16 protein-coding genes are annotated in these 23,626 nt (G+C 35.4%); all 16 read right to left on the bottom strand.

What is annotated here, in order from left to right:
• Positions 1-50: 50 nt before the first annotated feature.
• Complete coding sequence (locus B2745_RS01830) at positions 51-1,403, bottom strand: hypothetical protein (protein WP_304062910.1); 1,353 nt, start codon at positions 1,401-1,403, stop codon at positions 51-53.
• Positions 1,404-1,455: 52 nt separating this feature from the next.
• Positions 1,456-3,852 (bottom strand): glycoside hydrolase family 3 N-terminal domain-containing protein, encoded by a 2,397-nt coding sequence (locus tag B2745_RS01825; protein WP_304062907.1) that lies wholly within the window; start codon positions 3,850-3,852, stop codon positions 1,456-1,458.
• A 28-nt stretch (positions 3,853-3,880) separates the two neighbouring features.
• Complete coding sequence (locus B2745_RS01820; RefSeq protein WP_304062905.1) at positions 3,881-6,040, bottom strand: glycoside hydrolase family 3 C-terminal domain-containing protein; 2,160 nt, start codon at positions 6,038-6,040, stop codon at positions 3,881-3,883.
• 19 nt (positions 6,041-6,059) lie between these two features.
• On the bottom strand, positions 6,060-7,631 hold the full coding sequence (locus B2745_RS01815; protein ID WP_026905105.1) for an aldehyde dehydrogenase (NADP(+)): 1,572 nt from the start codon (positions 7,629-7,631) through the stop codon (positions 6,060-6,062).
• Complete coding sequence (locus B2745_RS01810; protein ID WP_304062902.1) at positions 7,631-8,464, bottom strand: fumarylacetoacetate hydrolase family protein; 834 nt, start codon at positions 8,462-8,464, stop codon at positions 7,631-7,633. The genes B2745_RS01815 and B2745_RS01810 overlap by 1 nt, the downstream gene beginning before the upstream one ends.
• A gap of 9 nt (positions 8,465-8,473) precedes the next feature.
• Entirely contained in the window at positions 8,474-9,694 is a 1,221-nt protein-coding gene (locus B2745_RS01805; RefSeq protein WP_304062900.1) for an SGNH/GDSL hydrolase family protein, read from the bottom strand.
• 108 nt (positions 9,695-9,802) lie between these two features.
• Positions 9,803-11,455: a glycoside hydrolase gene (locus B2745_RS01800; protein ID WP_304062897.1), complete on the bottom strand. Its 1,653-nt coding sequence runs from the start codon at positions 11,453-11,455 to the stop codon at positions 9,803-9,805.
• 3 nt (positions 11,456-11,458) lie between these two features.
• Positions 11,459-12,337 carry an alpha/beta hydrolase gene (locus tag B2745_RS01795; RefSeq protein WP_304062894.1) on the bottom strand — a complete coding sequence of 293 codons (879 nt, stop codon included), beginning with the start codon at positions 12,335-12,337 and terminating at the stop codon, positions 11,459-11,461.
• Positions 12,337-13,128: an SDR family oxidoreductase gene (locus B2745_RS01790; RefSeq protein WP_304062891.1), complete on the bottom strand. Its 792-nt coding sequence runs from the start codon at positions 13,126-13,128 to the stop codon at positions 12,337-12,339. Before B2745_RS01790 ends, B2745_RS01795 begins: the two co-directional genes overlap by 1 nt.
• Before the next feature lie 59 nt (positions 13,129-13,187).
• Complete coding sequence (locus B2745_RS01785) at positions 13,188-15,092, bottom strand: MGH1-like glycoside hydrolase domain-containing protein (protein ID WP_304062888.1); 1,905 nt, start codon at positions 15,090-15,092, stop codon at positions 13,188-13,190.
• Positions 15,093-15,126: 34 nt separating this feature from the next.
• Positions 15,127-16,791 carry a UxaA family hydrolase gene (locus tag B2745_RS01780; RefSeq protein WP_304062885.1) on the bottom strand — a complete coding sequence of 555 codons (1,665 nt, stop codon included), beginning with the start codon at positions 16,789-16,791 and terminating at the stop codon, positions 15,127-15,129.
• 8 nt (positions 16,792-16,799) lie between these two features.
• Entirely contained in the window at positions 16,800-17,129 is a 330-nt protein-coding gene (locus B2745_RS01775; RefSeq protein WP_304062882.1) for an L-rhamnose mutarotase, read from the bottom strand.
• On the bottom strand, positions 17,122-18,360 hold the full coding sequence (gene fucP, locus B2745_RS01770; RefSeq protein WP_304062879.1) for an L-fucose:H+ symporter permease: 1,239 nt from the start codon (positions 18,358-18,360) through the stop codon (positions 17,122-17,124). Before fucP ends, B2745_RS01775 begins: the two co-directional genes overlap by 8 nt.
• A 218-nt stretch (positions 18,361-18,578) precedes the next feature.
• Positions 18,579-20,099, bottom strand: coding sequence for an alpha-L-fucosidase (locus B2745_RS01765; protein ID WP_304062876.1), 1,521 nt, complete (start codon positions 20,097-20,099; stop codon positions 18,579-18,581).
• 188 nt (positions 20,100-20,287) lie between these two features.
• Positions 20,288-21,838: a T9SS type A sorting domain-containing protein gene (locus B2745_RS01760; RefSeq protein ID WP_304062873.1), complete on the bottom strand. Its 1,551-nt coding sequence runs from the start codon at positions 21,836-21,838 to the stop codon at positions 20,288-20,290.
• Between the two features lie 119 nt (positions 21,839-21,957).
• Positions 21,958-23,577 carry a chitobiase/beta-hexosaminidase C-terminal domain-containing protein gene (locus B2745_RS01755; RefSeq protein WP_304062870.1) on the bottom strand — a complete coding sequence of 540 codons (1,620 nt, stop codon included), beginning with the start codon at positions 23,575-23,577 and terminating at the stop codon, positions 21,958-21,960.
• Positions 23,578-23,626 lie beyond the last annotated feature (49 nt).

Here is a 23,626-nt window from a genome sequence, read left to right as displayed (position 1 = left end):
TTGCAGAGATTTTATGTGGGTTATTTTTGTTTGGGATGAACAAAACCTTACTATCTAAACCTTTGTATAAAAGCCGCTAAAGATAAACCCATGGTAGCGTAATTGCTGTAAGGATGAGGGTTTTTGGTTTGTACCTCAAAATAATTTTTCCCTTGGTAAGATGCAAAAGGTTTAGTATAGGTAGTATCTTGCGTATAATCATACCCGTTTACCCCATCTATGGCTATACCGGCATCAACTATATAAATACCTTCTTCTTCACAATGATCAAAATTATTGATGATATTTTTTCTTAACTCCCACATCGCTGCATTTTGTTTGATGGTAAAATCGCCAGCGGTATTATCTAATAAACCACAGGTTGAGGCTGGTATCATGAGCACAAATTTACCCTGAGGAGCTGCTTCCTGATAAGATTTTTTTAAAGCTAATATTTGATTATTCCACTCAGAAAAATCAATCTGACTAACCTGAGGTACATCTCTAAAATCATTTAAACCTAAGAACTCTGCTAGAATTTGCGGGGTTTCTAAATTCCACATTTTTAAATATTTAGGATAATTAAAAGCCCAATCAAAATCCTCGTAGCGTACTTTTTCCCAGTTTTTTCCATTAAATTTTATGAAATAACATGTTTCGTTATCAAACATGATATCATCGGGTTGAGGATTTATTTTTAACCCAGTTTTAGCATCAAATTTTAAAGCTTGGGTAGCATATCTACCAGCATAATAGGTTTCTTCAACGGTCCAGTTTGCATCTGGTTGTTGGCTTATTGCATTTGCCAATTGCCAAAAATGTGTTGCTCCCCAATATTTATAATTTGCATGCGGCTGCCAAAAACCATTATAAGGTTCTATTCTATCCGTAGATGGAGAAAAATAGCGTTTCAATGTCCACCCACCACGTCCCTCATCAAATTGCCCTTTAAAGCCAATTACATCCCTTAAACCTATCAGTTTAATTTTAGGTACATAACCTTTTATCAATAAGGCATCTTTAAAAAAAGCGCCATTGGTAAAGCTATCACCAATAATGGAAACCTTGACACTATCATTACCTACCCCTGGCTGGGCAACTGATAGGGTTGTTTTGATAGATTTTAGCGTATCAAAATTTTGGGTATTAATTAAATTAAAAATAATACTGGTACTATCTATAGGGTTAACGATACTCGCTACCCTTTGTAGCCTTCTGCTGTAATTGGCTGTACCAGAAAACCTCACCACATCATCGTAGGGTCTCCATCTTTTGATGATAGGCTCAACAAATAAATCGTTTTGAATACCCGATAGCATGTAAAATTTAGAGGGTACAGTAATGTCATTTTTAAAAACATTGCCTATTTCATTATTACCTTTCCGATTTTGTTTACGCTGTGCAGCAGCCTGATATGTAAGCAAAAGAACAATAACGCTTAAATATATTTTGCACCTCATTTTTCACCTATTTGTCTTATTCTTTGATATTAAAACTACCTTTTAATTGAATATTCTCTGAGCTACTGCCTATGCGTACCTCAAATTTACCGGGCTCTACCGTCCAATTCATGTTTTTGTCTAACAAAGCTAAATCATCTGGCTGTAAAGTAAAGTTAATGGTTTTAGTTTCGCCAATTTTAAGATTTATACGTTCAAAACCTCTTAATTGGCTATCGTAGGTAGTAACACTGCTTACCACATCTTTAATATACAACTGTACAATCTCGTCTCCATCATATTTACCTGTGTTTTTAACATCAAAAGAAATGTTTATTAAACCAGCTTTGTTTTGTTCTGTTGGCGAAATTTTTAAATTGCTATATGCAAAAGTGGTATAACTTAAGCCGTAACCAAAGGGATATAGCGCCCCTTCAACGGCAGTACTTCCAAAACCATTTGGGCCTTCACTTGGCTGCCCAGCATGTGAGCCAGGTTTGAAAGGGAAATTATACTCTATTTGCCCTACACTTTTAGGAAAGGTTACTGTAAGTTTACCGCCTGGATTATAATCTCCAAAAAGAGTTTTTGCAATAGCTTTTGGCCCGCTGGTATTAGGAAACCAGGCTTCTAAAATTGCCGGAATATATTTATTCTCCCAATTAATGGTTAGAGGTCTTCCGTTTATCAGTACCAGAACTATAGGCTTACCAGTTTCTTGTAAGGCTTGTAATAATTGTAATTGTTTACCGGGTAAACCTAAGCTAGTTCTAGACCTACTTTCTCCTACCCTAATTTCATCTTCACCTAAAACGGCAATAATAACATCTGCTGCTTGAGCTTGTTTTACTGCTTCATCTATACCGGCTTGCTCTGCTTTGGTAATTTTTTGAGGAATAATTTCACTCTCGGGCCAGTTTTCATCTATAACCTCGCAACCTTTGGCAAAAGATACCTTTGCTTGTTGACCAACGTAATTTTGTATACCCTCTAAAACTGATGTTACATTTAATTTTTGTGGCCCATACCTACTGATATAAACTGTTTTATCTATGGCCAAAGGACCTGTAACTAAAATATTTTTAAGATTTTTTAATTGTAGGGGCAATAAGTTTTTGTCGTTTTTTAAAAGTACTAAAGATTGCTTTGCTATATCCTCAGCAAAATTTTGAGCAGCCAAATCATTCACAATTTTGACTGCTTGCTTTGTATCTTCTACAAAAGGCTTATCAAACAAGCCTAAGTTAAATTTAACTCTTAATACATCGGCTACATTTCTGTCTAAAGTTGCTAAAGAAAGTTTACCCTCTTTTACCAGTTCTCTTAATGGCAAGATATAATCTTGTGGCGGTGTAAAATGCGTTCTTACATTCATTCCTGCTTCGGCTACTTGTCTCACACCATCTTTATAGCCATTGGCAACCCTGTGTTTGGTATCTACAAACTCTATAGCTTCACTATCAGATACTACATAACCTTTAAAACCATATTCTTTTCTTAGTAAATCTGTAAGGAAATAAGTACTGGCACTTACAGGTACACCATCCCAATCGTTATAACTACTCATTACCCCCCAAGGCTTTGCTTCTTTAATAACTCTTTTAAATGGATAAAGATGGATTTGATGTAATTCTCTTGGTGCCACATGTGGGTCTGTTCTAGCGTCTCCATCTCTTCCGCCCTTGGGTATACTATAAACTGCGTAGTGTTTTAGGGTTGAAGCAAGGCCTTGAGCTTGTATTCCCAAAACCATTTGCTTACCTAACTCGGCTACTAAAAAAGGGTCTTCTCCATAACATTCCACAACTCTTCCCCATCTTGGGTCTCTGGCTAAATCAAGTATAGGTGCATAAATATTGGTATATCCTAAAGCTTTACCTTCTTTACCTACTATTTGCCCTGCTTGTTTAATGAGGGCTTTATTCCAAGTGCTACCAATAGCAATAGGTGCAGGTAGAGGAGTGGCTTTATCATGGTTTAAACCGTGTATCCCTTCATTGGTAAAATCAACCGGGATACCCAATCTTGTTTGCTCTACAAACCAGCGTTGAACGGTATTTTTTGCCTCGATATGTTTGGTATAAGGAAAAGAAAACTGTGTAGGCTTTAAACCATTTAAATGTTCATCTATATTGGCAATACCATCTTTCCAGATTTCATTTTGCCATGCTGCTGTTGGAAGTTCGTCTTTTAAAACCCTTTTATAGCCATATAAAGTTGCACATTGGTTTGTTTTTTCTTCTAATGTCATTTTCGACAGCAAATCGTTAATACGGCTATCTATATCTTGCTTTGGGTCTTCATAGATGTCTTTAATTCCATTTTTATTAAAATCTATCCATCCTTGATGATAAATTTTAGCCTTTTGCGAAAAAGAAAAATTTATCTGCCCCAAGCAAAAAAATACACTGATGTAAAACACTTTAATATTCATACCTTATTTAATATGCTGATGATATTTCCTAAAACTTCAGATCTCCGCTAAGTTTAATATCTGTACTAGAAGCGCCTATTAATATTTGATAATTTCCTTTTGCTAAAGTCCAATTTGATTTTTTTTCATCAAAATATTTAAAAGCCTCTAAACTACAAGACATAGAAACCTGTTTAGATTCGCCTGGTTTTAACCAAATTTTTTCAAAGCCTTTTAGCTCTTTTACAGGTCTTGCTATGGTTGGGTTAAGTGCTGCAACATATAATTGAGTGGTTTCATAACCTGCTTTTTTACCTGTATTTTTTAAATTAAAAGTAATTTTTATGGTGCTATCTGGCTGTACCAATACCTTTATATCATCATATTTAAATTGAGTATAAGACAAACCATGGCCAAAAGCAAATTGTGGTTTTACCTGATAGGTATCAAAATATCTATAACCAACAAATATATCCTCGCTATAATAGGTTACACCATTTGTACCTGGGTAGGCAGCTAGTTTATGTGCCGGAGAGTCTTCTAACTTTACTGGAAAAGTTACTGGAAGCTTACCCGATGGATTTGTTTTACCAAAAATGATGTTGGCTAAAGCTGTACCACCCTCCATACCAGGGTACCACGCTTGTACAACTACGGCGGCATCCTTAATCCAAGCAGACATATCAACAGGACCGCCTCCCATCATGATATTGATGGTATTTGGTTTTACTTTTAATAGTGCTTTAATCAGGTCATCTTGTCCGGATGGCAATTTCATATCGGGTTTATCTTCCCCTTCGGTATCGTAAGCTTTTTCTTCCCATTTGGTATAATCATAACCGTGATGCCAGCCTCCTACAAAAATTACTTGGTCTGCGTTTGCTGCTAACTTAACCGCTTCATTAATTAACTGAGGGTTAGCTGCAGCACCTCTTTTGATTTCATAACCATCAGCATAAACTACTTTTGCTTTACCAGCAAAATATTTCTCTATACCTTGTAAGGGAGTAATCTCATATTTTGCTTTAACATGAGAGCTACCTCCACCAAAAGCATGCGGACGTTTTGCATTAAGTCCGATAACTGCAATAGTTTTAATTTTCTTTGCATTTAAAGGCAAAATGTTATTCTCATTTTTTAAAAGCACAATAGACTCTTCTGCAATTTCTAGGGCTTTTTTAAAATGTGCTGGTGTAGCAAATGCACCCGGTGTACGTTTAGCATTCTCCAACATATTGGTTTTATACATGATTCTTAAAATGCGCCTTACCTTTTCATCAATAATAGCTACAGGTACTTTTTTATCCTTAACTAAACTAATTACGGTATCTGCTAAGAAGAAATCATTATAACCTGCCCCTTTAGGTAAAGTAAACTCAGAGCCAAACTCTATATCCGTACCATTGTATAAGGCTTCCATGGTGTTATGTATAGCTCCCCAATCACTTATCAATACCCCTTTAAAGCCCCATTGTCCTTTTAAAATCTGATTGATTAAATAGTGGTTTTGAGCCGCCCACTGCCCTCTAAATTTATTGTAAGAACCCATTACCGTATTTACATCGCCTTCTAAAACAGCAGCCTTAAAACCCGGTAAATAAATTTCATGTAAAGCTCTATCGCTCATATTTACATCTATGGTATTTCTGTCTTTTTCTTGGTTGTTGGCAATGTAATGCTTTACACTGGCAGATATGCCTTGGTCTTGTACACCTTTGATATAACCAACAGCCATACGGGCATTTAAATAAGGATCTTCACTTAAATACTCAAAATTCCTTCCGTTTAAAGGTGTTCTAATAATGTTGACTCCTGGACCCAAAATCACATCTTTTCCTCTTGCTTTGGCTTCATTAGCTAATACTTTTCCAAATTCGTAACCCAATTTGGTATTCCAAGTAGCTGCAAGCCCAATTCCGGTTGGCAGATAAGTACCTGCATCATCTACGTTATCATTGGTATAATCCCAATCTCTGCCATGTTCTACCCTTACTCCGTGTGGGCCATCAGAAGTTATCAGTTCTGGAATACCCAAACGCGGAACTCCGCCAGAGGTAAAAGAAGAATTAGCATGAATCATCCCTACTTTTTCTTCAAGTGTCATCAAAGAAATCAGGCTATCTATTTTTCTTTCTATATTTTTTTCTTGTGCTGATGCAGTATTAAAAAAGCTTATCAAAACCAAGAAGTAGGTGCATTTATTAATCATGATATAAAGAATTTAAGCTTTAATTTTTAGATGATACTCCGTTGACAGTTCTGATAATATTTAAAGGATTTCCTCTTTTTAAGGCATCGGGTAACAAGTCATCCGGACAATTCTGGAAGCATAATGGTCTTGTAAACCTATATATCGCTGTTGTACCAACTGATGTAGAACGAGCATCAGTTGTTGCAGGATATGGACCACCATGTACCATGGCATGCGTAACTTCAACCCCAGTTGGGAAATTATTAAAAATTAGTCTTCCTACTTTTTGTTGAAGTATATGGATAAGCTCCTGATATTGTTTTAAATCATCATCTGTACCAAACACGGTAGCCGTTAAATGTCCTTTTAATGATTTAGCAAATTTAATCACCTCTGAAACATTTGCCGCACTAACAGCTACAGTAGATGGGCCAAAAACTTCTTCCATTATTTTCTCGTTTCGGATAACCGTATCAACCTGACTAAGCAATAACTGTGGTCTTACTTCTGCATTTTGTGCATCCTGTGTAAGGCTGGTTACACCATTTTCTTGTTTGATGTGATGAATACCATCTATAAAGGCCTTTTTTATCGCTGGCGTTAGCATGGGACCTAAGGTAATACTTGACAAATCTGAGGCTGTTTGTTTGATAAAACCATCTGCTTGTTCTGATTGCTCTACTACAAACAAACCCGGATTGGTACAAAACTGCCCAACCCCTAAGGTTACAGATGCTGCTAAGCCTTTAGCTAGTTCTTCTTTCTTTTCTTTCAAAATTCCTGGAAGAAAAAATACAGGATTAACGCTCCCCATTTCTGCATATACGGGTATAGGGCATGCTCTTCTGGTTGCTAAATCATAAAGGGCTTTTCCACCTTTGAAAGAACCTGTAAAACCTACGGCGGTAATCAAATCATTTTGAACTAAAGCACCACCCGTTTCGTGGGTTTGCCCTTGTAGCATATTAAATACGCCAAGGGGCATTTGACACTTGATGATTGCTTTCTTTATCGCTTGTGCTACTATCTCGCAAGTTGCAGGATGCGCAGGATGTGCTTTAAACACTACAGGACAACCTGCAGCTAAAGCACTAACGGTATCTCCGCCTGCTACAGAAAATGCAAAAGGGAAATTACTAGCTCCAAAAACTGCAACCGGCCCTAGTGGTACTTGTAACATTCTGATATCTGCTTTTGGCAAAGGTAAACGCTCTGGCTGGGCTTCGTCTATAATCGCATTAACCCAATGTCCATCTTTTAATAATTTGGCAAATAAATTTAACTGCGAAGTGGTGCGCCCAATTTCTCCGTTTAGTCTTGCCTCTGGCAAACCAGTTTCTTTTTGTGCAGTTTCTACCAAAGGTTTGGTTAATGCTGCTATTTCTAAGGCTATTTCTTCTAAAAACTCTGCTCTTTTGGTATCACTTTTAAGCTTATACGCTTCAAAAGCTTTTTGTGCAGCGTTGCAAGCATCGCTTACTTCCTGTAAGGTAGCTTCGTAAAAACTATGCGTTAAGTTTTTATCTCCGTCGGCAAAATGGGCGTTAAAACTTGTATTTCCTCTAGCTACAAATTCGCCATTTATAAGATGTTTTCCAGTTATATCCATTATTCTACGCTATTTTTAAGTGTTCCAATATTTTCTATGTAGATACTTATCTCATCTCCGCTTTCTAAAGTAAATTCATTTGGTGGTACCAAACATGTACCTGTCATTAAAAAACATCCATAAGGGAAGTCGCATTCTCTAAATAAAAACTCAACCAACTCGGTATGTTTCCTTTTCATTTGACTAATGTGTACACTATCTTGATATAATGTATTCCCACCTCTATTAATGATGATACTGATTTTTGTTTCTGGCGAGATAGGAGCTTTAGGAACATAAATACATGGCCCTAAAGCAGCACATTTTTCATAAACTTTTGCCTGCGGTAAATACAACGGATTTTCGCCCTCTATACTTCTAGAGCTCATATCATTACCAATGGTATAACCCACAATTTTACCACTTGATGTAACCAATAATGTTAATTCAGGCTCTGGTACATTCCAGGTAGAATCCTTTCTTATTCTTACTTTTTGGTTGGTACCTACTACCCTCTGTGCTGTAGCTTTAAAAAATATCTCAGGTCTTTCTGCATCATAAACTTTATCATAAAATGTTGCCCCTGCAGCTTCCTGAGATTCTTCCATTCTTGCATCTCTACTTCTAAGATAGGTTACCCCTGCTGCCCAAACTTCTTGCGATGCCAATGGCGCTTGTATTTGAGATTGGAAATTTGTGTCTATCAAAGGTGTTAAACCTGCAATCTTGTTCTCAAGAAAATTATATAAATTTTCCTGATTGATGAACTGATCAAAATTTTCTTCTTTTGTTAAATAGTAATTGTTTTTCTCATCTTCAATTACGATACCGTCTGTTATTTTGTATATTTTCATTTTTACTAATTATTTATCTACCATTAAAATTTTACCAACTCTCCAAGTTTCTTTTTTGTAATCTTCAGTATCTGTGGCTTTACCTAAAATTCTTGCTTTATCTATCCTATTTGGGGCTAAGCTTATGCTGATGCTATGCTGAATATCTGGCGCTAAGCCATCAATAATAAACCAATGCAATCTTTCGTAGGAGCAAAATCTATCAAAACGGGTGATATATTGGGGTTCTTGATCATCAATTTTTATTTTTAATGTTCCTGATGATGGTCCAATAATATCCATAAAACCAATTCTATCTCCTTTAAATTGTATTTGTAAAAGGTCTTCTTCTTGGTTTAAGGCGAAAATATTTTGTAGCAGGGATGAAAACTTAGATGGAGGAATTTCTGCCTTAATACCATTAAACATCTGCGTTTCAAGATGAGTCATTTTTGCTTTTTCCAATTGAGCAGAATAGTAAATGTCTTTTTTAGAGTTAAACCGCTTCCCTTTGTTTAATAACTTATCTAAAGCCTTGGTTAAGGTTTGCGTATAATACAGATGTCCTGTATTTTCATAAGGATGAACACCATCTGAGGAGAAATAAGTAGTATCTGAATGCTGCTTTGGCCCAATCACGACCAATGTTTTATTTTTTATCCTTTGGATAATATCTGGCGCAAAATTTACTGATGAGATATTGTAATGGCTTGCGATTTCTTCCATTGCGATAATGGAGTTAGGATAAAAGCCTTTTTCATAGCTCTCTAACATGGCCTCTGAGAAGGTATAAATAAAACAAATATCTGTTTTAGGATTAGCATTCTTGATTTTCAGAACCATGCCTTCAAAAGCTTCTAAAATATGATGTTTTGACGCTTTATAATCGTTTACAGCAAATTCTATAAATACCAAATCGGGCTGGTGGTTTAATACATGTTCATCTATCCTGTAAACCCCTAGCGATGAGCCTGTACCACTTAAACCCGCATTTATTTGTTTAAACTTAGCGTTTGGATATTTACTAGCAAACCATTGCATGGTTTGGTCTCTCCAGCCTTTATTTGTTTCTGTTATACTACCACCTATAAAGGCAATTTTTAAAGTATCTGTTACTTTAAGAAGTTTCTGATAACTATTGTTTAAATAGGCTCTTTTTTTAAGTATTGGGATAAAGTCTTGAGCTTGAACTCCTACATTTAAACCAATAGCAATAAGTACAAAAGTTAAACGAAGTTTGTAAAGCATCATCAAGGTTTATGGCTCAAATCTAAAAAGTAAGCTTTACTAAAAACTGATTAGAATTGGCAGTTTTTTAAACTTTTTGTACAAGAAATGATAAAAATTTCTGGAATCAGCCTATTTACTCTTTTGAAAAATTTCTGGATACTTTCTTATAAAATACATAGGTGTACAACTCCATGCGTGGCAATAACTATTTATAGGATAGAAATTATAGGGCGATGAAAAATCATTATCCACCACATTTACTTCCCAAAAAGTATCTGCTCCTTTTTGTATCATACTGCCCCAATGTTGCTTTAACAGCTCTGCTGCTGCCGCATTTTGCTTGGTATTGATTAATGCTTGTACATAATAATGGTGCAGATAAGGAGTAACTGGTTTTACAGCATTTTTATAACGGCTAACATTTATCAGAATTTCTTTAGCTGTTTTTTTAGGTAAAATATCAGCCAAAACAACCCAAATTTGCGAAGCATAAGAAACCTGATTTTTCGCTCCACTTACAAAAAGCCTTTGCTTTTCGTCAAAATTATGGCTAATTAAATAATTGGCTAAAAGTGATATTTTAGCTTGAATAGCTTCTACCTCTTTTGCTTTATCTAAACTTTTTGCCAAAGAAATAAGTTCTTTTGCTGCAAAAATTAAGATGGCTTGTGTAGCAGTTTCTTTATCTAAATCTGGATGCCAATCAAAAAAAGAACCTCCATTTTTATTGGCCTCTGCATAATTAAATTTACCTTCTTGATTTACAAATTTCATCAAATAATTAAACTGATGTAAAGCTAAAGGCCATAAATCATTTCCGGTATTTAAATCTTTAGAAAAGCTTACATACTCTTTTAAAGTTGCGATATAGAGTAAGCTATAATCTATAATATGAGCACCTTTTTGTGCATGCGGATAAGGTTTCTCAAATACATTGGAAGGTAAATAACCTAATGAATCACTTAAAGCAGCTAATAAATACAAACTTCTTTTGGTTAAATCGTGACTTTTGAAAGAATAATTATTAGCCAAACTTTGCAGGTATAAATCGCCTATCCATAATCTTTGATCTCTTTTAGGGCCATCTTCAAAAACTGTTTGCATACACTCTTTTAAAGTAAGTACGCTTACACTATCTATTTTGGTGATTAAGGGGTCATCAAATTTCCTGAATTGATTTACCCAACCCGAGGCAGATGTTGTGGTATTTAAGGTTATTTTATCTATAGCAAATTCAAACCACGGCGAAGCGCCCAATAGCTCTATCTTTAAATATCTGCCAGATACTCTTCTTGGTAATTTTAATTGGTAAGGTATACTTTCTAAATTGATGATTTCTTCTTGTGTCCAGCCTTTACTTAGTACGCCAGTGTATTTTTCTGTCACGGCCATAATTTCTGATGGCACTTCGCCAAAAGTAAATTTTAGCCTAGTTGGTGCATCAGCAGTACCTTTTAATATTTTAAAATCTATTTCGCAGTAACCGGTGTAGTGAGCGCCAAAATCAACAATAACCTGGCTTAATTTATTGAAAGACTGTTGGTTTAAACTATCTAAACCATTAACCTTAACAGCTTTGTACCCTTGAAAAGCATTTTCATCCTTTACAATATTAACCATACTTTTAGGTGCTACGGCTTCATGCTCAAGTTTTGGTTGGTATTGTTCGGCAATTTTTAACCAAGCTTCTTTTTGTTTTGCAAACAAATCTTGAGACTTTGCAGATTTAAACAGGAATAACAAAGCCGCAAATAGGCATAGGTAATATTTTGTTGAAAGCATAAACTACTTTAAATTTTGGTAAATAAACTGATATACATCTATAAACGCTGCTTGCCAATAGGCCCAATTATGTGCGCCATCTTTTATTCTTAATTCATGTGGAATTTCTCTTTTCTTTAATGCCAAATGGGTCATGATATTGCCATTTATCAGGTAATCATCATCTCCACAGTCTATATACCATTTCACACTTTTTAAACTATCTATTTGACCACGTTCTATTAAGTTAATGATGGAGTTTTCGTACCAGGTTTTATTTAGCCTTTTCTTTCCTCTTAAATTCTTCCCTAATAAATGAGCATAAGCAGAACGATGATAAATAGAATCTTTCATACTCACTAACTCTTCATCTGTTCTTATAGCAGAACTAAGAGGTGCTGCCACTTTAAAATATCCTGGATATTTGATAGCATATAAAAAAGAGCCAAAACCACCCATAGATAAACCTGATATTGCTCTAGAATTTTTGTTCTTTTCTATCCTATAGTTATTTTCTATGTATGGAATAAACTCTTTAAAAAAATAGTCTTCGTATTTTACAGAACCATCGTGAAAGTTCATATAATATGTTTTCATAGCATCAGGCATAACGATAATTATCGGAAAATTAAGGCTAGCTAATCTTTGACTGTTTAAAGCATCCACTATTTTACCTTTATCAATCCAAGCATTTTCGTTATCTCCATAACCATGTAGTAAATATAAAACAGGATATTTTTTATCCCCTTTATCATAATTAGCCGGTAAATAAACAGCATATTTCATCTCTTTATTTAAGATGTTACTTTTTAAGGATAAGTTTTTGATGACAGTCCCTTGCTGTGCATAAGAAAAAAGAATAATACAAAAAGCCAATAAGAGGCTAAAGCATAATTTTTTCATTATTGTGTTTTATTCAATGCTCTATCTAAATGGGTATAGCCTCCGTCTACATGGATAAGTTGCCCGGTTGTATGACTTGATACTTCAGATAATAAAAATGCCACCATATTAGCTATTTCCTCTGCTGTAGTCATTCTGTTTTCTAAAGGGATGGTATTGGTTATTTCTTTTAGCTTTTCTTCAGGGTTTTCAAGAGATTTAATCCAGTTCTCATACATAGGAGTATAACATTCTGCTACGATAACTGCATTTACCCTGATATTGTATTTTAGAAGTTCTACAGCCCATTCTCTGGTTAAGGCATTTCTACCTCCGTTAGCGGCAGCATAAGCTGATGTTCCGCCTTGCCCTGTTTCGGCAGTTTTGGAACCTATATTAACAATATTACCACTAGATTTTTTTAAATAAGGTAAACACTCATGCGCTAGAAGATAATAATGCACCAAATTTTTATGTAAGGATGCCATAAATTTTTCATAACTACCGTGTTCTAAATTTACACCATCATTAACGCCTGCATTATTTACCAAGCCATCAATTTTACCAAATTTATCTACTACAGCTTGAATAGATTTTTTACACTCCTCTGGCGAGCTTAACTCTGCCTGTACAGCAAAAGACTGATAACCAGCACCTAACATATTGTCTACTACTTTATTAGCATCTGCAATATTTCTACCTATAATTACTGGTATTGCGCCTTCATTTGCTAAAACTTTAACAATTCCCTCTCCTATACCCTTAGCTCCACCCGAAACTATAACTACTTTATCTTTTAAATTTAAATCCATTAAAAAAAATCAAATCACGAATACTTGTTTTGTTTACTTAAAAAAAATCTATGCTTAAGTTATTTACTTATTTTTTGAAGTGGTTTACCCATGTAACCTTCATCTATTAAAGAAATAAAACCTAGCAATGCACCCCAATGGTAAAAATTATCTGATTGATTGATGATTTCATCTGGGGTTCTGCCTACTCCTGCTATAGCATGATAATTTTCGTAAACATACCCCCCTGTTGCTTTGTAATTGTCTACCAATAATTTTGCAGATTTCTCAACCAATTCTGCTTTATAAGTGGTATTATAGTTCCTCAGACCTAAATAAACCAATAAGTTTAATGGGCCCCATACTCTACCTTTCCAATAGTCATGTTCCTGATAATACTTATTATTTTTAGGTATAGAGGGTATAATCCAATCTCCAGCGTATTCCTCAGGGTTTTGTAGATGACTAATCATCCTATCAGCTTGTGATTGTTTAGGTAAATTAATGAGTAAAGGATAGAAATTTGTAGGAGAAGTTACCTGGTTAAAAGCTTTAATATCAGTTCTGTAATTTAAGTATTGCCCTGTTTCTTGATCCCATAATTTAGTTAATGCTTTTTTATAGATAGCCGCTCTGTCTTTTAATTGTTTAGCAATTTTTTGTTTACCTAGTATTTGGGCAATGTCTGCTAAAGCCTCGCAATCCATAATAAATAGTGCTTGTAAGCCTACATCTGCTTGCTCCATTAAGTGTGTATTTTTATTAAACGGAACATCAATAAACATGGGCGAGTTATCTAAACCAGATTCATAAGCTGCCGCTTGCCAAGTATTTGCTGATGCATCTCCTAAGGAATCTGAACCCCAACATAATAAATTTTCTGAGGTAGCTCTACTCTTTACCCACCAGTTGTTCCAGCTTAATAAATCATCAAAAACATATTCTAAGAACCATTTTTCTGGATGTTTTCTATATATTTCTCTAATCATGGTGCTACCAACCGGGGGTTGTGACCTATCGGCAGACATTCTGCTCTCTCCGGAAGTATAGTTAGGTACAAAACCTCCAGGCGTTAAGCTCTTGGTAATAGCTATGGCATTAGAAAAGGCTAAATCTTTGTTAAAAAGTGCCGCCATATAAGCTCCAAAATAGGTATCCCAGGCAAACAATACAAACGGACCTCCAAATGATTCGCTCCAGTACCTGCTTACGGGTGTAATTACCCTATCGTTTAGGGGGTCGTATGTAGTATTAAAACCAATAGCATTTTGTATGATGCTAACCATTTCTGCCTGGTTTTTATATTGCTCTAGATTTTTTTGATGTTTTAACTTAACTGTCTCAATGGCTTGTTCTATAGCTGCTAAGGTTAAGTTGGCTTTACTTGTAAAACCAATTTTTCCCTCCATATCAAAAGCCAAATAAGGGTTATTAATAGGCAAGATAGATTTTGTTGCTCGTTGGGTTGCCTGTACCTGAATTTTTTTCTGTGGCAATTGAGCTATGATGGTATGGCCATCTTTTTGTACCGTACCATTTGCATTCCATAAGATACCACCTTCAAGCACTATAGTTGGTTTAAGCCCACTATATTTTATTGGGGTAACCAGCAAATATAATTCGTCATTAATATTTGCAGATTTAATGTTTACTTCTATCCCCTCATAAGTTAATAAAACTTCACTATAGTCTCCGTTTGCACTGTAAGCTATCGGAAATACATGTTCTGGTCTTTTTACTTTTGTTGAGATATAGGCATCGCCCATATAACCGTATAAGCCTATATTATTACTTTTTAAGCTTAATTTAACCGAAAAATTACCGGGCATATAAACATAACTTAAAATACTGCTATGGTTATAGGTATGCCAACCTTGTTTTAAATTTTCTTGTACTTTTAAATAAGCATCATGCTGAAAAGCTTGGGCACTATAAAATGGAAGGGATAAGCAAAAAAACAATAAATAACTAAGTTTAATTTTCATGATGTCTTCATTGAATAAATTTGATTACATAATTTTATAAAGAGATGTCTCTTTTCCAAGGTATAAAATCATCCTGGCAAAGTTTAACAGATTTTGGCGTTTCTTCGCCGCTTGCCACTTTTATAACATACTCTAAAATTCTTTCTCCAGCTTGTTTTATAGTTTCTTCTCCTTCTATAATAGACCCACAATTGATATCAATAATATCGGGCATTTTTTTGTATAAAGCTGTGTTGGTAGATAATTTTATAACAGGGGCTACAGGGTTTCCGGTTGGGGTTCCTAAACCAGTGGTAAACAATACAATATTGGCTCCGGCACCTACTACTGCGGTTGTACTTTCTACATCGCTACCTGGTGTACAAAGTAAAACAAGACCTGGTTTTTCAACTTTTTCTGGATAATCAAGTACCTGAGTTACGGGTGAAGTACCTCCTTTTTTTGCGGCTCCTGCAGATTTTATAGCATCCGTAATTAATCCGTCTTTGATGTTTCCTGGTGATGGATTGGCAAAGAAACCCGAGCCTAAAGCCTCTGCTTTATCATTATAAGATTTCATTAAACTTATAAATCTGCTAGCGTTTTCATCATCTACGCAGCGGTCTGCAAGTTCTTGCTCTACACCACATAGCTCAGGAAATTCTGCCAGTATAACAGAGCCTCCTAAAGCCGATATTAAATCAGAAGTATAACCTATTGCCGGGTTTGCAGATATTCCAGAAAACCCATCAGAGCCACCACACTCTAAACCAACACAAAGTTTACTTAAAGGCGCTGGTTTACGGGTTAATTTATTTATTTCTATTAAACCACAAAAGGTACTCTTTAAAGCTTTATTGATTAGGTTTTCTTCTGTGCCTTCTACCTGTTGCTCAAAAACATACAAGGGCTTAGAAAAATGCGCATCGCGTTTAGAAATTTCTTCTTTTAATAAACTTACTTGTGCATTTTGGCATCCTAAACTTAATACCGTAGCGCCAGCCACATTGGCATTGGTAATATAACCAGCCAATAAACCACATAAATTTCTGGCATCGTTACGTGTACCGCCACATCCTAAATCATGTGTTAAAAATTTTATCCCATCTACATTTGGGAATAATGGATTGGCTTTATGCTCGTCGGTTTTTATCTCATCAAAGTTGATACTTAAGATATCATCAACCGTTTTTCCTGATTTGTAATATTCTACCAATATATCAGATTTTAATTGATAACTGGTGGTTTTACCATAGCCCAGCTTATCTACCAAAGCCTGTTTTAGGATATTCATATTGCGATTTTCGCAAAATACCAGAGAAATAACTAACCAATAATTAGCCGTTCCTACAGAACCATCAGAGCGGTGGTAACCATTAAAAGTTTTGTCTTGCCATTTTTGCGTGTCGGGCAAAGTCCAGCTGGTATTTCTTTTACCTAAAGAAAAATCATTTGTAGCATGTTTAACATTGGTGATGGTTAACAAAGCACCTTGATGAATAGGTTCGTTTGCTTTTCCTACAAGTACGCCATACATAATAACTTCATCATTTGGTTGTAAAGCGGTTGTGGCAAACTTATGCTTCGCTTTAACATCATCTAACAAAATGAAATTTTCTTTTAGATGTTCAATTACGGTTCCTTTAGGAAGATCTTGTAATGCAACCAACACATTATCCTGAGGGTGTATTTGGAGGTAATTCTTGTTTGAAGGGTTCATTTATATATTTATAAATCAAATATTTTTTTCATTAAAATCCACTTTTCGTTTTCTTTGGCCTGGGGTAAAGCTTTTTGATATTTCCACATCAGGTTTTCCCATTCTTGTACTTTTGGGTTCTCTTGGTCTTTCTTTGCTTTTTCAGCAAAGCTAAAATCATCTGTAGTTTCCATAATCATGAATAACTTGGTGTGCAGCCTGTATATCTGCATACTGAGTATACCACTATCCTTTATACTTTTTTCTATTTCTGGCCATATTTTAACATGATAACGTTCGTATTCTTGTATTAAAGTATCATCATCCACAAGATCCAGAGCTAAACAATATCTATTCATTAAACTTAACTTTTGATTGTACTGCAAATAAGAAAACTATTAAAAAGCAAAATAGCGGTACGATATAGGCGATTTGTATATTTACCATATCTGATATTTTACCCATAATTAAAGGGAAAAAAGCACCTCCTGCTATGGCCATCACCAATAAGGATGACCCTATTTTCTTTTCTTCTCCTAAGCCATCTAAGCTTAAAGAGAATATGGTTGGAAACATGATAGACATAAAAAATTCAACCCCAATAAGAGCATAGATAGATAGCATATTGCCGAAATTAATAGCCATTATTAATAATATCACGTTAGCTATGCTATAAATGGCTAGTAATACTCTCGGACTGATGTATTTCATTAAAAATGTTCCAACAAAACGACCTATCATAAATACCAATAAAGCAACAGATAGGTACATAGCTGCGTCTTTTTCTGCTACGCCAGCTGCCACACCAATAAATCTGATAAAAAAGCTAGATACACACACTTGCGCTCCTACGTAAAAGAATTGAGCAATAACACCAAAAATTAAATTTTTATTCTTCCAAATGCTTCGTTTTGATATGGAATTTTCATGATTATCGACGCTTATTTCTGGTAATTTTACACGCCAGATGATGATAGCAACCAATAAAACAATGATACCAATAAGCAGGTAAGGGATTTGTACACTGAGAGCTTCTTGTCTTAAGAATTCTTCTTTTTCCAGAAGAGACATGTTTGCTTTTTGTTCATCAGATAAATGAACACCTGATAATATAAATATCCCTCCTAGGAAAGGAGCCAAGGTGGCTGCCAAACCATTAAAAGATTGTGAAAAATTAAGCCTGATAGTAGCGGTTTCTGGCTCGCCTAGAACCGTTATATAAGGGTTGGCTGCTGTTTCTAAAAATGTTAAACCACTGGCTATGATAAATAAGGCAAGTAAAAAGAAACTAAAGTTTCTTAATTCTGCGGCTGGCCAAAACAAAAAAGCACCTATGGCAAACAATAAAAGGCCAAATACAATACCAGATTTATAGCCAAACTTTTTCATGAGCATACCCGATGGTATGGCCATTATAAAATAACCAATGTAAAAGGCAGAGTCTATCAGTGCTGATTCTAAATCTGTTAACTCACATGCTTTTTTTAAATGTGGAATTAATATGGGATTTAAATTATGAGCAAAACCCCACAAGAAAAAAAGCGTTGTAATAAGTATAAATGGAAGTAAATATTTCCTGTTCGTAAGCATATTAAATTTAATTCTTAAAAATTTTTATTAAGAAGTGGGACTATAATTTTGGGGTTTATAAATGCTAAAGATATTGATTAAGCAAGTTGGCTGATTATAATAAATTGGCTATTTTTTAAACTAAATTGACAAATTAAAAATTTACACTTCTAAAAAATAAAGCTTGCTGAAATGATGATCAGCAAGCTTTACATAAATTATGACTTATTTACAATATCTTATTTTGACAATAAACCCTCGGCACCTCCGGTAATTTTAAGTACATAAGCGTATTTACTTTTGATAGCATTAGGTGCAACTTTTGGTAGCTCTATGCTTAGTTTCCCGTTCTTAGATTTATATTTTGGTAATACATCAGCCCCCAATAATTCTATTTTAAGCCCTTTTGGTAAGGTTAAACCCTCTACATGCAAATGGCTTTCTGGCAACTTGGTTGTTAAAATATATAAATCATTTCCTTTATAGGTATAAAATACTTCTTTGTTGGTTGAGGTTGCTGCCGCTTCAGCAGCAGATTTTTCTTTTTTCTCTTCTGTGCTTGCTACTTTAGCCGGGGCAGGTTTTACCTCTGCCGGGTTATGCCATGCTTGTGTACCATAAATACCTTCGCCATTAATTTTTAGCCATTCACCAATATCTAATAGCCTTTGCTCCATAATTACCGGGATTCTACCATCAGCCGTTGGACCAACGTTTAAGCATAAATTACCGCCTCTACCAACAGTATTTACTAATAAGTGGATCAATTCTTCAGAGCTGCGGTAATCATGTATATCCTCATTTCTGTTATAACCAAAAGAATAGCCCATTCCCTGTATTTCTTCCCAAGGATGGTCATTACTTACGTCATCTGTATCCGCATATTCTCTTGAATAGTAACCACCATGTTCGCCTCTTACTTTTCCCCATCTATCGTTTACTGCTACTTCATCTTTATTAGGCGCATTGTTATATAACCAGCTTAAAAATTCTAAACTTTGTAAACGCTTATAATCCTCATCCCAATCACCATCAGGGTAAATGATAGCTGGCTGATATTTCATCACCAATTCTTTCATTTGCGGAACAATATGCTCTGAAATCATTTTATCAGCAGGTATTTTATATTTTGAGATGATAGAATCTGGCAGGTAATAGCCGTTAAAATTACCTGGCCTATCTGTTGGGGTGCTTTCCCATTCCATTAAGGAGTAATATAGTCCCATTTTTAGTCCTTTAGCTCTTACAGCGTTTGTAAGATCACCAACTAAATCTCTTTTAGGGCCTACTTCTAATGCATTCCATCCTTTAGAATAAGGACTTGTTGAAGGCCATAGCGTATAACCATCGTGATGTTTGGAGGTTAGGATAACATATTTAGCTCCGGCATCTTTAAAAAGGGTTGCCCACTTATCCGGATTCCAAAGCTCTGCCTTAAACATAGGCGCAAACTGTCTGTAACCAAAATTTTTACCATACATTTTATCATGAAAATCTCTGCTTGGCCCTTTTCTAGACATGGCAAGTATTTCATACCATTCTGCATAACAATCATAAACAGAGCCTTCTCTGTTGATATAAATATAAGAAGGAACAGAATACACACCCCAATGTATAAAAATACCAAATTTAGCATCCTGAAACCATTGTGGTACTGGTCTACTGTCTATAGACTCCCAGGTAGGTTCGTATTTTTTTTGTGCAATACCTGTTGTTGTGATAAATAAGCTTAATACTAAGCAAGCAAATTTGATTTTCATGATTTTAACTTTATAATTTATATTGGCTTGAAATGGCTAAAATAGGCTATTTTTTAGATTCTGATTTTATTAACTTGGCATATCTTTAAATTATATTTACTTAAATAGCTGTTTTATAATTTCTAACCAAATAAAAAAAATCCTATGCTTTTTAACACATAGGATTTCATTTTTAGAACCTATTAAACTTAAATTACAACTTTTTGTACTTTAATAACTTTACCGCTAGCGTTTGTAATGGTTACCACATAAATACCTTTTGCATAAGCAGATGTACTGATGGTATTGCTACCAGAAAAATCTCCTTTATAAATAAGCTGACCTGTTAAATTAACAAGTTTAACACTTAGTTTCTCTGCACTAGCTGTATTGATGTTGATGGCATTATCTTGAGTATTAGAGAATACCACAATATCATCACTTGCACCACCTAAACTTGCTACTGTTGGCTGGCTTAAGGCTGATGTACCATCTTGGTCTATACTATTAAGCTTATAGTAATATGTATTACCTAAAGCAACATTAGCATCTGTATAGCTGTAAGAAGAGCCATTTCCTTTTGCTGCTTGTACATCTACTACGCTAAAGTTAGTACCATCTGTAGATCTTAAAAGCTCAAACCTGCTGAAAGTAACTTCTTCCTGTGTTTTCCACTGTACTACAATAGCATTGTTAACTGCTTTTGCCGCAAAACCTGTAATGGTAACAGGAAGGGTTGAGTCATTAACTCTAAATGCGTTATTACCACCATTACCATTGGCTATATAATAGCCACCGTTAAAAATGTAAACATCTGTTGGATTACTGGTACCAAGGTTATAGGTTGTTGGAGCCGAACCCGGTGTAATAGGGGCTACGCTACCAGAACCACCGCCTGCTTCTACAGTTAATATTCCTGTAGCATAATCTACCCTTTTAATTTTACCTGCGCCTCTGTCTACAAAATATAAATTACCATTTCCATCAACGTCCATACCCCAAATTTGATTGGTAATGTTAGTTACATTTGCTAGTCCGTTTGGAGACCCATCGACACCAGTACCCGTACCTGCATAGGTAGAAATTAATTTATAAGTAGGACTCGCTGGATTTAAATCTATTTTACGAATACGAGCACTAGTACGGTCTGCTATATATAAAATCTTTCTAATTTTATCGTAAGCTAAACCACTTATATTACCGGTAACCAGTGTATTGGCTGCATTATCATGTGTCAGACCATCCCCAGCATTCGTTGATGACCCTGAATAACCACCATTAATTAATGTAGTAATGGCAAGCGTGGTAGGATTCAATTTTAAAATATCGCCTGTAAACTTCTTAGCATATATTAAATCTCCATTTTCATCTAAAACCATATCCTCAACATCACTACCTTGCCCTGTTACTAAATCAGTTTTAACTTCTGTTGTTAAATTAAGGCTACTGATAACTCCGTCATCCGTATAAAAATAAAGCGTACTTTGGTTTGCAGATAAAGTTAAACCTCTTGGATTTCCTCCCGCTGGGTTAATCACAGCGGTTTGTGTAACACTAGGCGCAATAGTTTTTGTTATACGCTTAGTTGTACCTACATCTCCTGCATACAAAACACCCGCACTGGTTACAGCGATAGAGTAATGGTTAGAGCTTGATATATCTCTAGTAGCACCTACCACCATGGTTTGTGCATCAGCACTATTTGTTAAGGCAATTAATGCTGCCGGAAACAATAAAGATTTGTAGAATTTTATTTTCATAACTTATTATATAATTGGTGAATCTAAAAGTAAAAAAACTGTCGGCTTATATTTTTACCAATATTTACATTTTCTTAAACTTTATTAGCATTCCTATGGGATATTTTTATACATAAAATCTATTTTGTTAATATAATTTTTTTAAAGTTAATTTTTTCATTTACAGTTATTTTTAGCAGATATATACCATCAGGCAGTTCTGCCAGGTTAAGGAAATTTCCTTGCTTTTGGTAAAGCTGTGTGCCTGTTAAGGTATAAAGGGTAAGTAAACATTTAGCAGCATCCTGGTTAACATAAATTATACCTTTGGTAGGGTTAGGATAAGCGTTTAGCAAATCGTCATCCTGTTTTTGATACGCTAAAAAAGGTGTTTTTTGTTCGTCTCTATAACTTTGGTTATTGTTATTGAAAGTAAATGTACCTATGCTGTTTGGGTAATGGCTACTGGTTAAACCAGAACTGGTGTGTAATAGTGTCCAATTAGTATTATCATTAGAGCCATAGCACATAAATGCACTTAATCCCCTGTTTGCAGAGTTGGCATCAATTTCTATTCCGGTAGGCGTAATACCGTTACCTGCACCTAAATCTACATCAATAGTTGCCGGGAAATTAGAAGCTATGGTCCAGCCAGAAGTAAGGCTATTATCATAGGCCCGCCACGCATTTGTAAGAGATACATTTGCTGCTACCCTACTGCTGCTGGTATTATCAATACGTGGGTTGGGATAAGTAGCCGTGTTTACCAACCAATTTATACTTTGCAAGGTAACATCTAAACCTACCGTTCCTTGGGCAACTAAACGTAAATATCTGTAGGTAGATACTGCCGCCTGGGTGGTAACATTTAAAGCCGTACTTAAAGCTGAGTTATTTCCTGCTGCATCATAAGCCCTTACTGCCATACTGTATGTGGTAGAAGCGTTTAAACCCGTTGCGTTATAAGAGGTTCCGGTAACATTAGCAATAGATACTCCGTTTCTAAAAACTTCGTAGCCTGTTACACCAACATTATCGTTTGATGCCTGCCAGCTTAAACTAAAACTGCTACTGGTTATAGCTGATGAATTTAAAGATTGAGGCGTACTTGGGGCTTGGCTATCTCCTATGATGATGATTTGTGAAGCCGCCAACCGGCTTTCGGTTTTAGTGTTATGGAAAGCTCTGGCTTTTAAGGTAACAGAATTACTGATGGTGATGGGCCCGGTATAAATGGTACCGTTTGTAGCAGTTGGTAGGCTACCATCTGTTGTGTATCGGATGGTGGTATTGGGCGTAGGGCAAGTTATAGTAGCATTGGTGCTGATGTTAAAACTACTTCCACTAAGGATATTGATTTCTGGCTGCGCAACCTGCCCACCGGTAGAGCCACTAAAAGTAATGGTATGTACAGAGGTACTAGTACCTGTAACACGTTGGTATCTTACTTTACCTGTCTCGTATAAATACTGATAATCTACACTATGTGAGCCTGTATTACTGGTAAGGTTAGGATAACTTAACCAAGTTCCTGCATTATCATTGGTTCTTCTAAAGGTGGATGAACCTGCGGGAAAGGTAATCCAACCGTTGCCATCATTATAACCTTCGCCTGGCCAGGCAGCATTGATGGTGCTGCTTACATCTACCCAATTACCTCCTGTTAACCTAAAAGCTAACATCTTGTTTTGTGTATAAGATTGTTGTAAAATCGTTGGCTGGTTATCATTTCCAAATAGGATATTACAAAAGTTGTACATCCTTTATGCATTTACATTAGGATCTTCCATGTACACCACTTCTCCATTA

The sequence above is a fragment of the Pedobacter glucosidilyticus genome, from assembly GCF_002483235.1.
In the GTDB taxonomy this organism is placed as follows: Bacteria; Bacteroidota; Bacteroidia; order Sphingobacteriales; family Sphingobacteriaceae; genus Pseudopedobacter; species Pseudopedobacter glucosidilyticum_B.
This window is presented reverse-complemented; position numbering and strand designations above follow the sequence as displayed.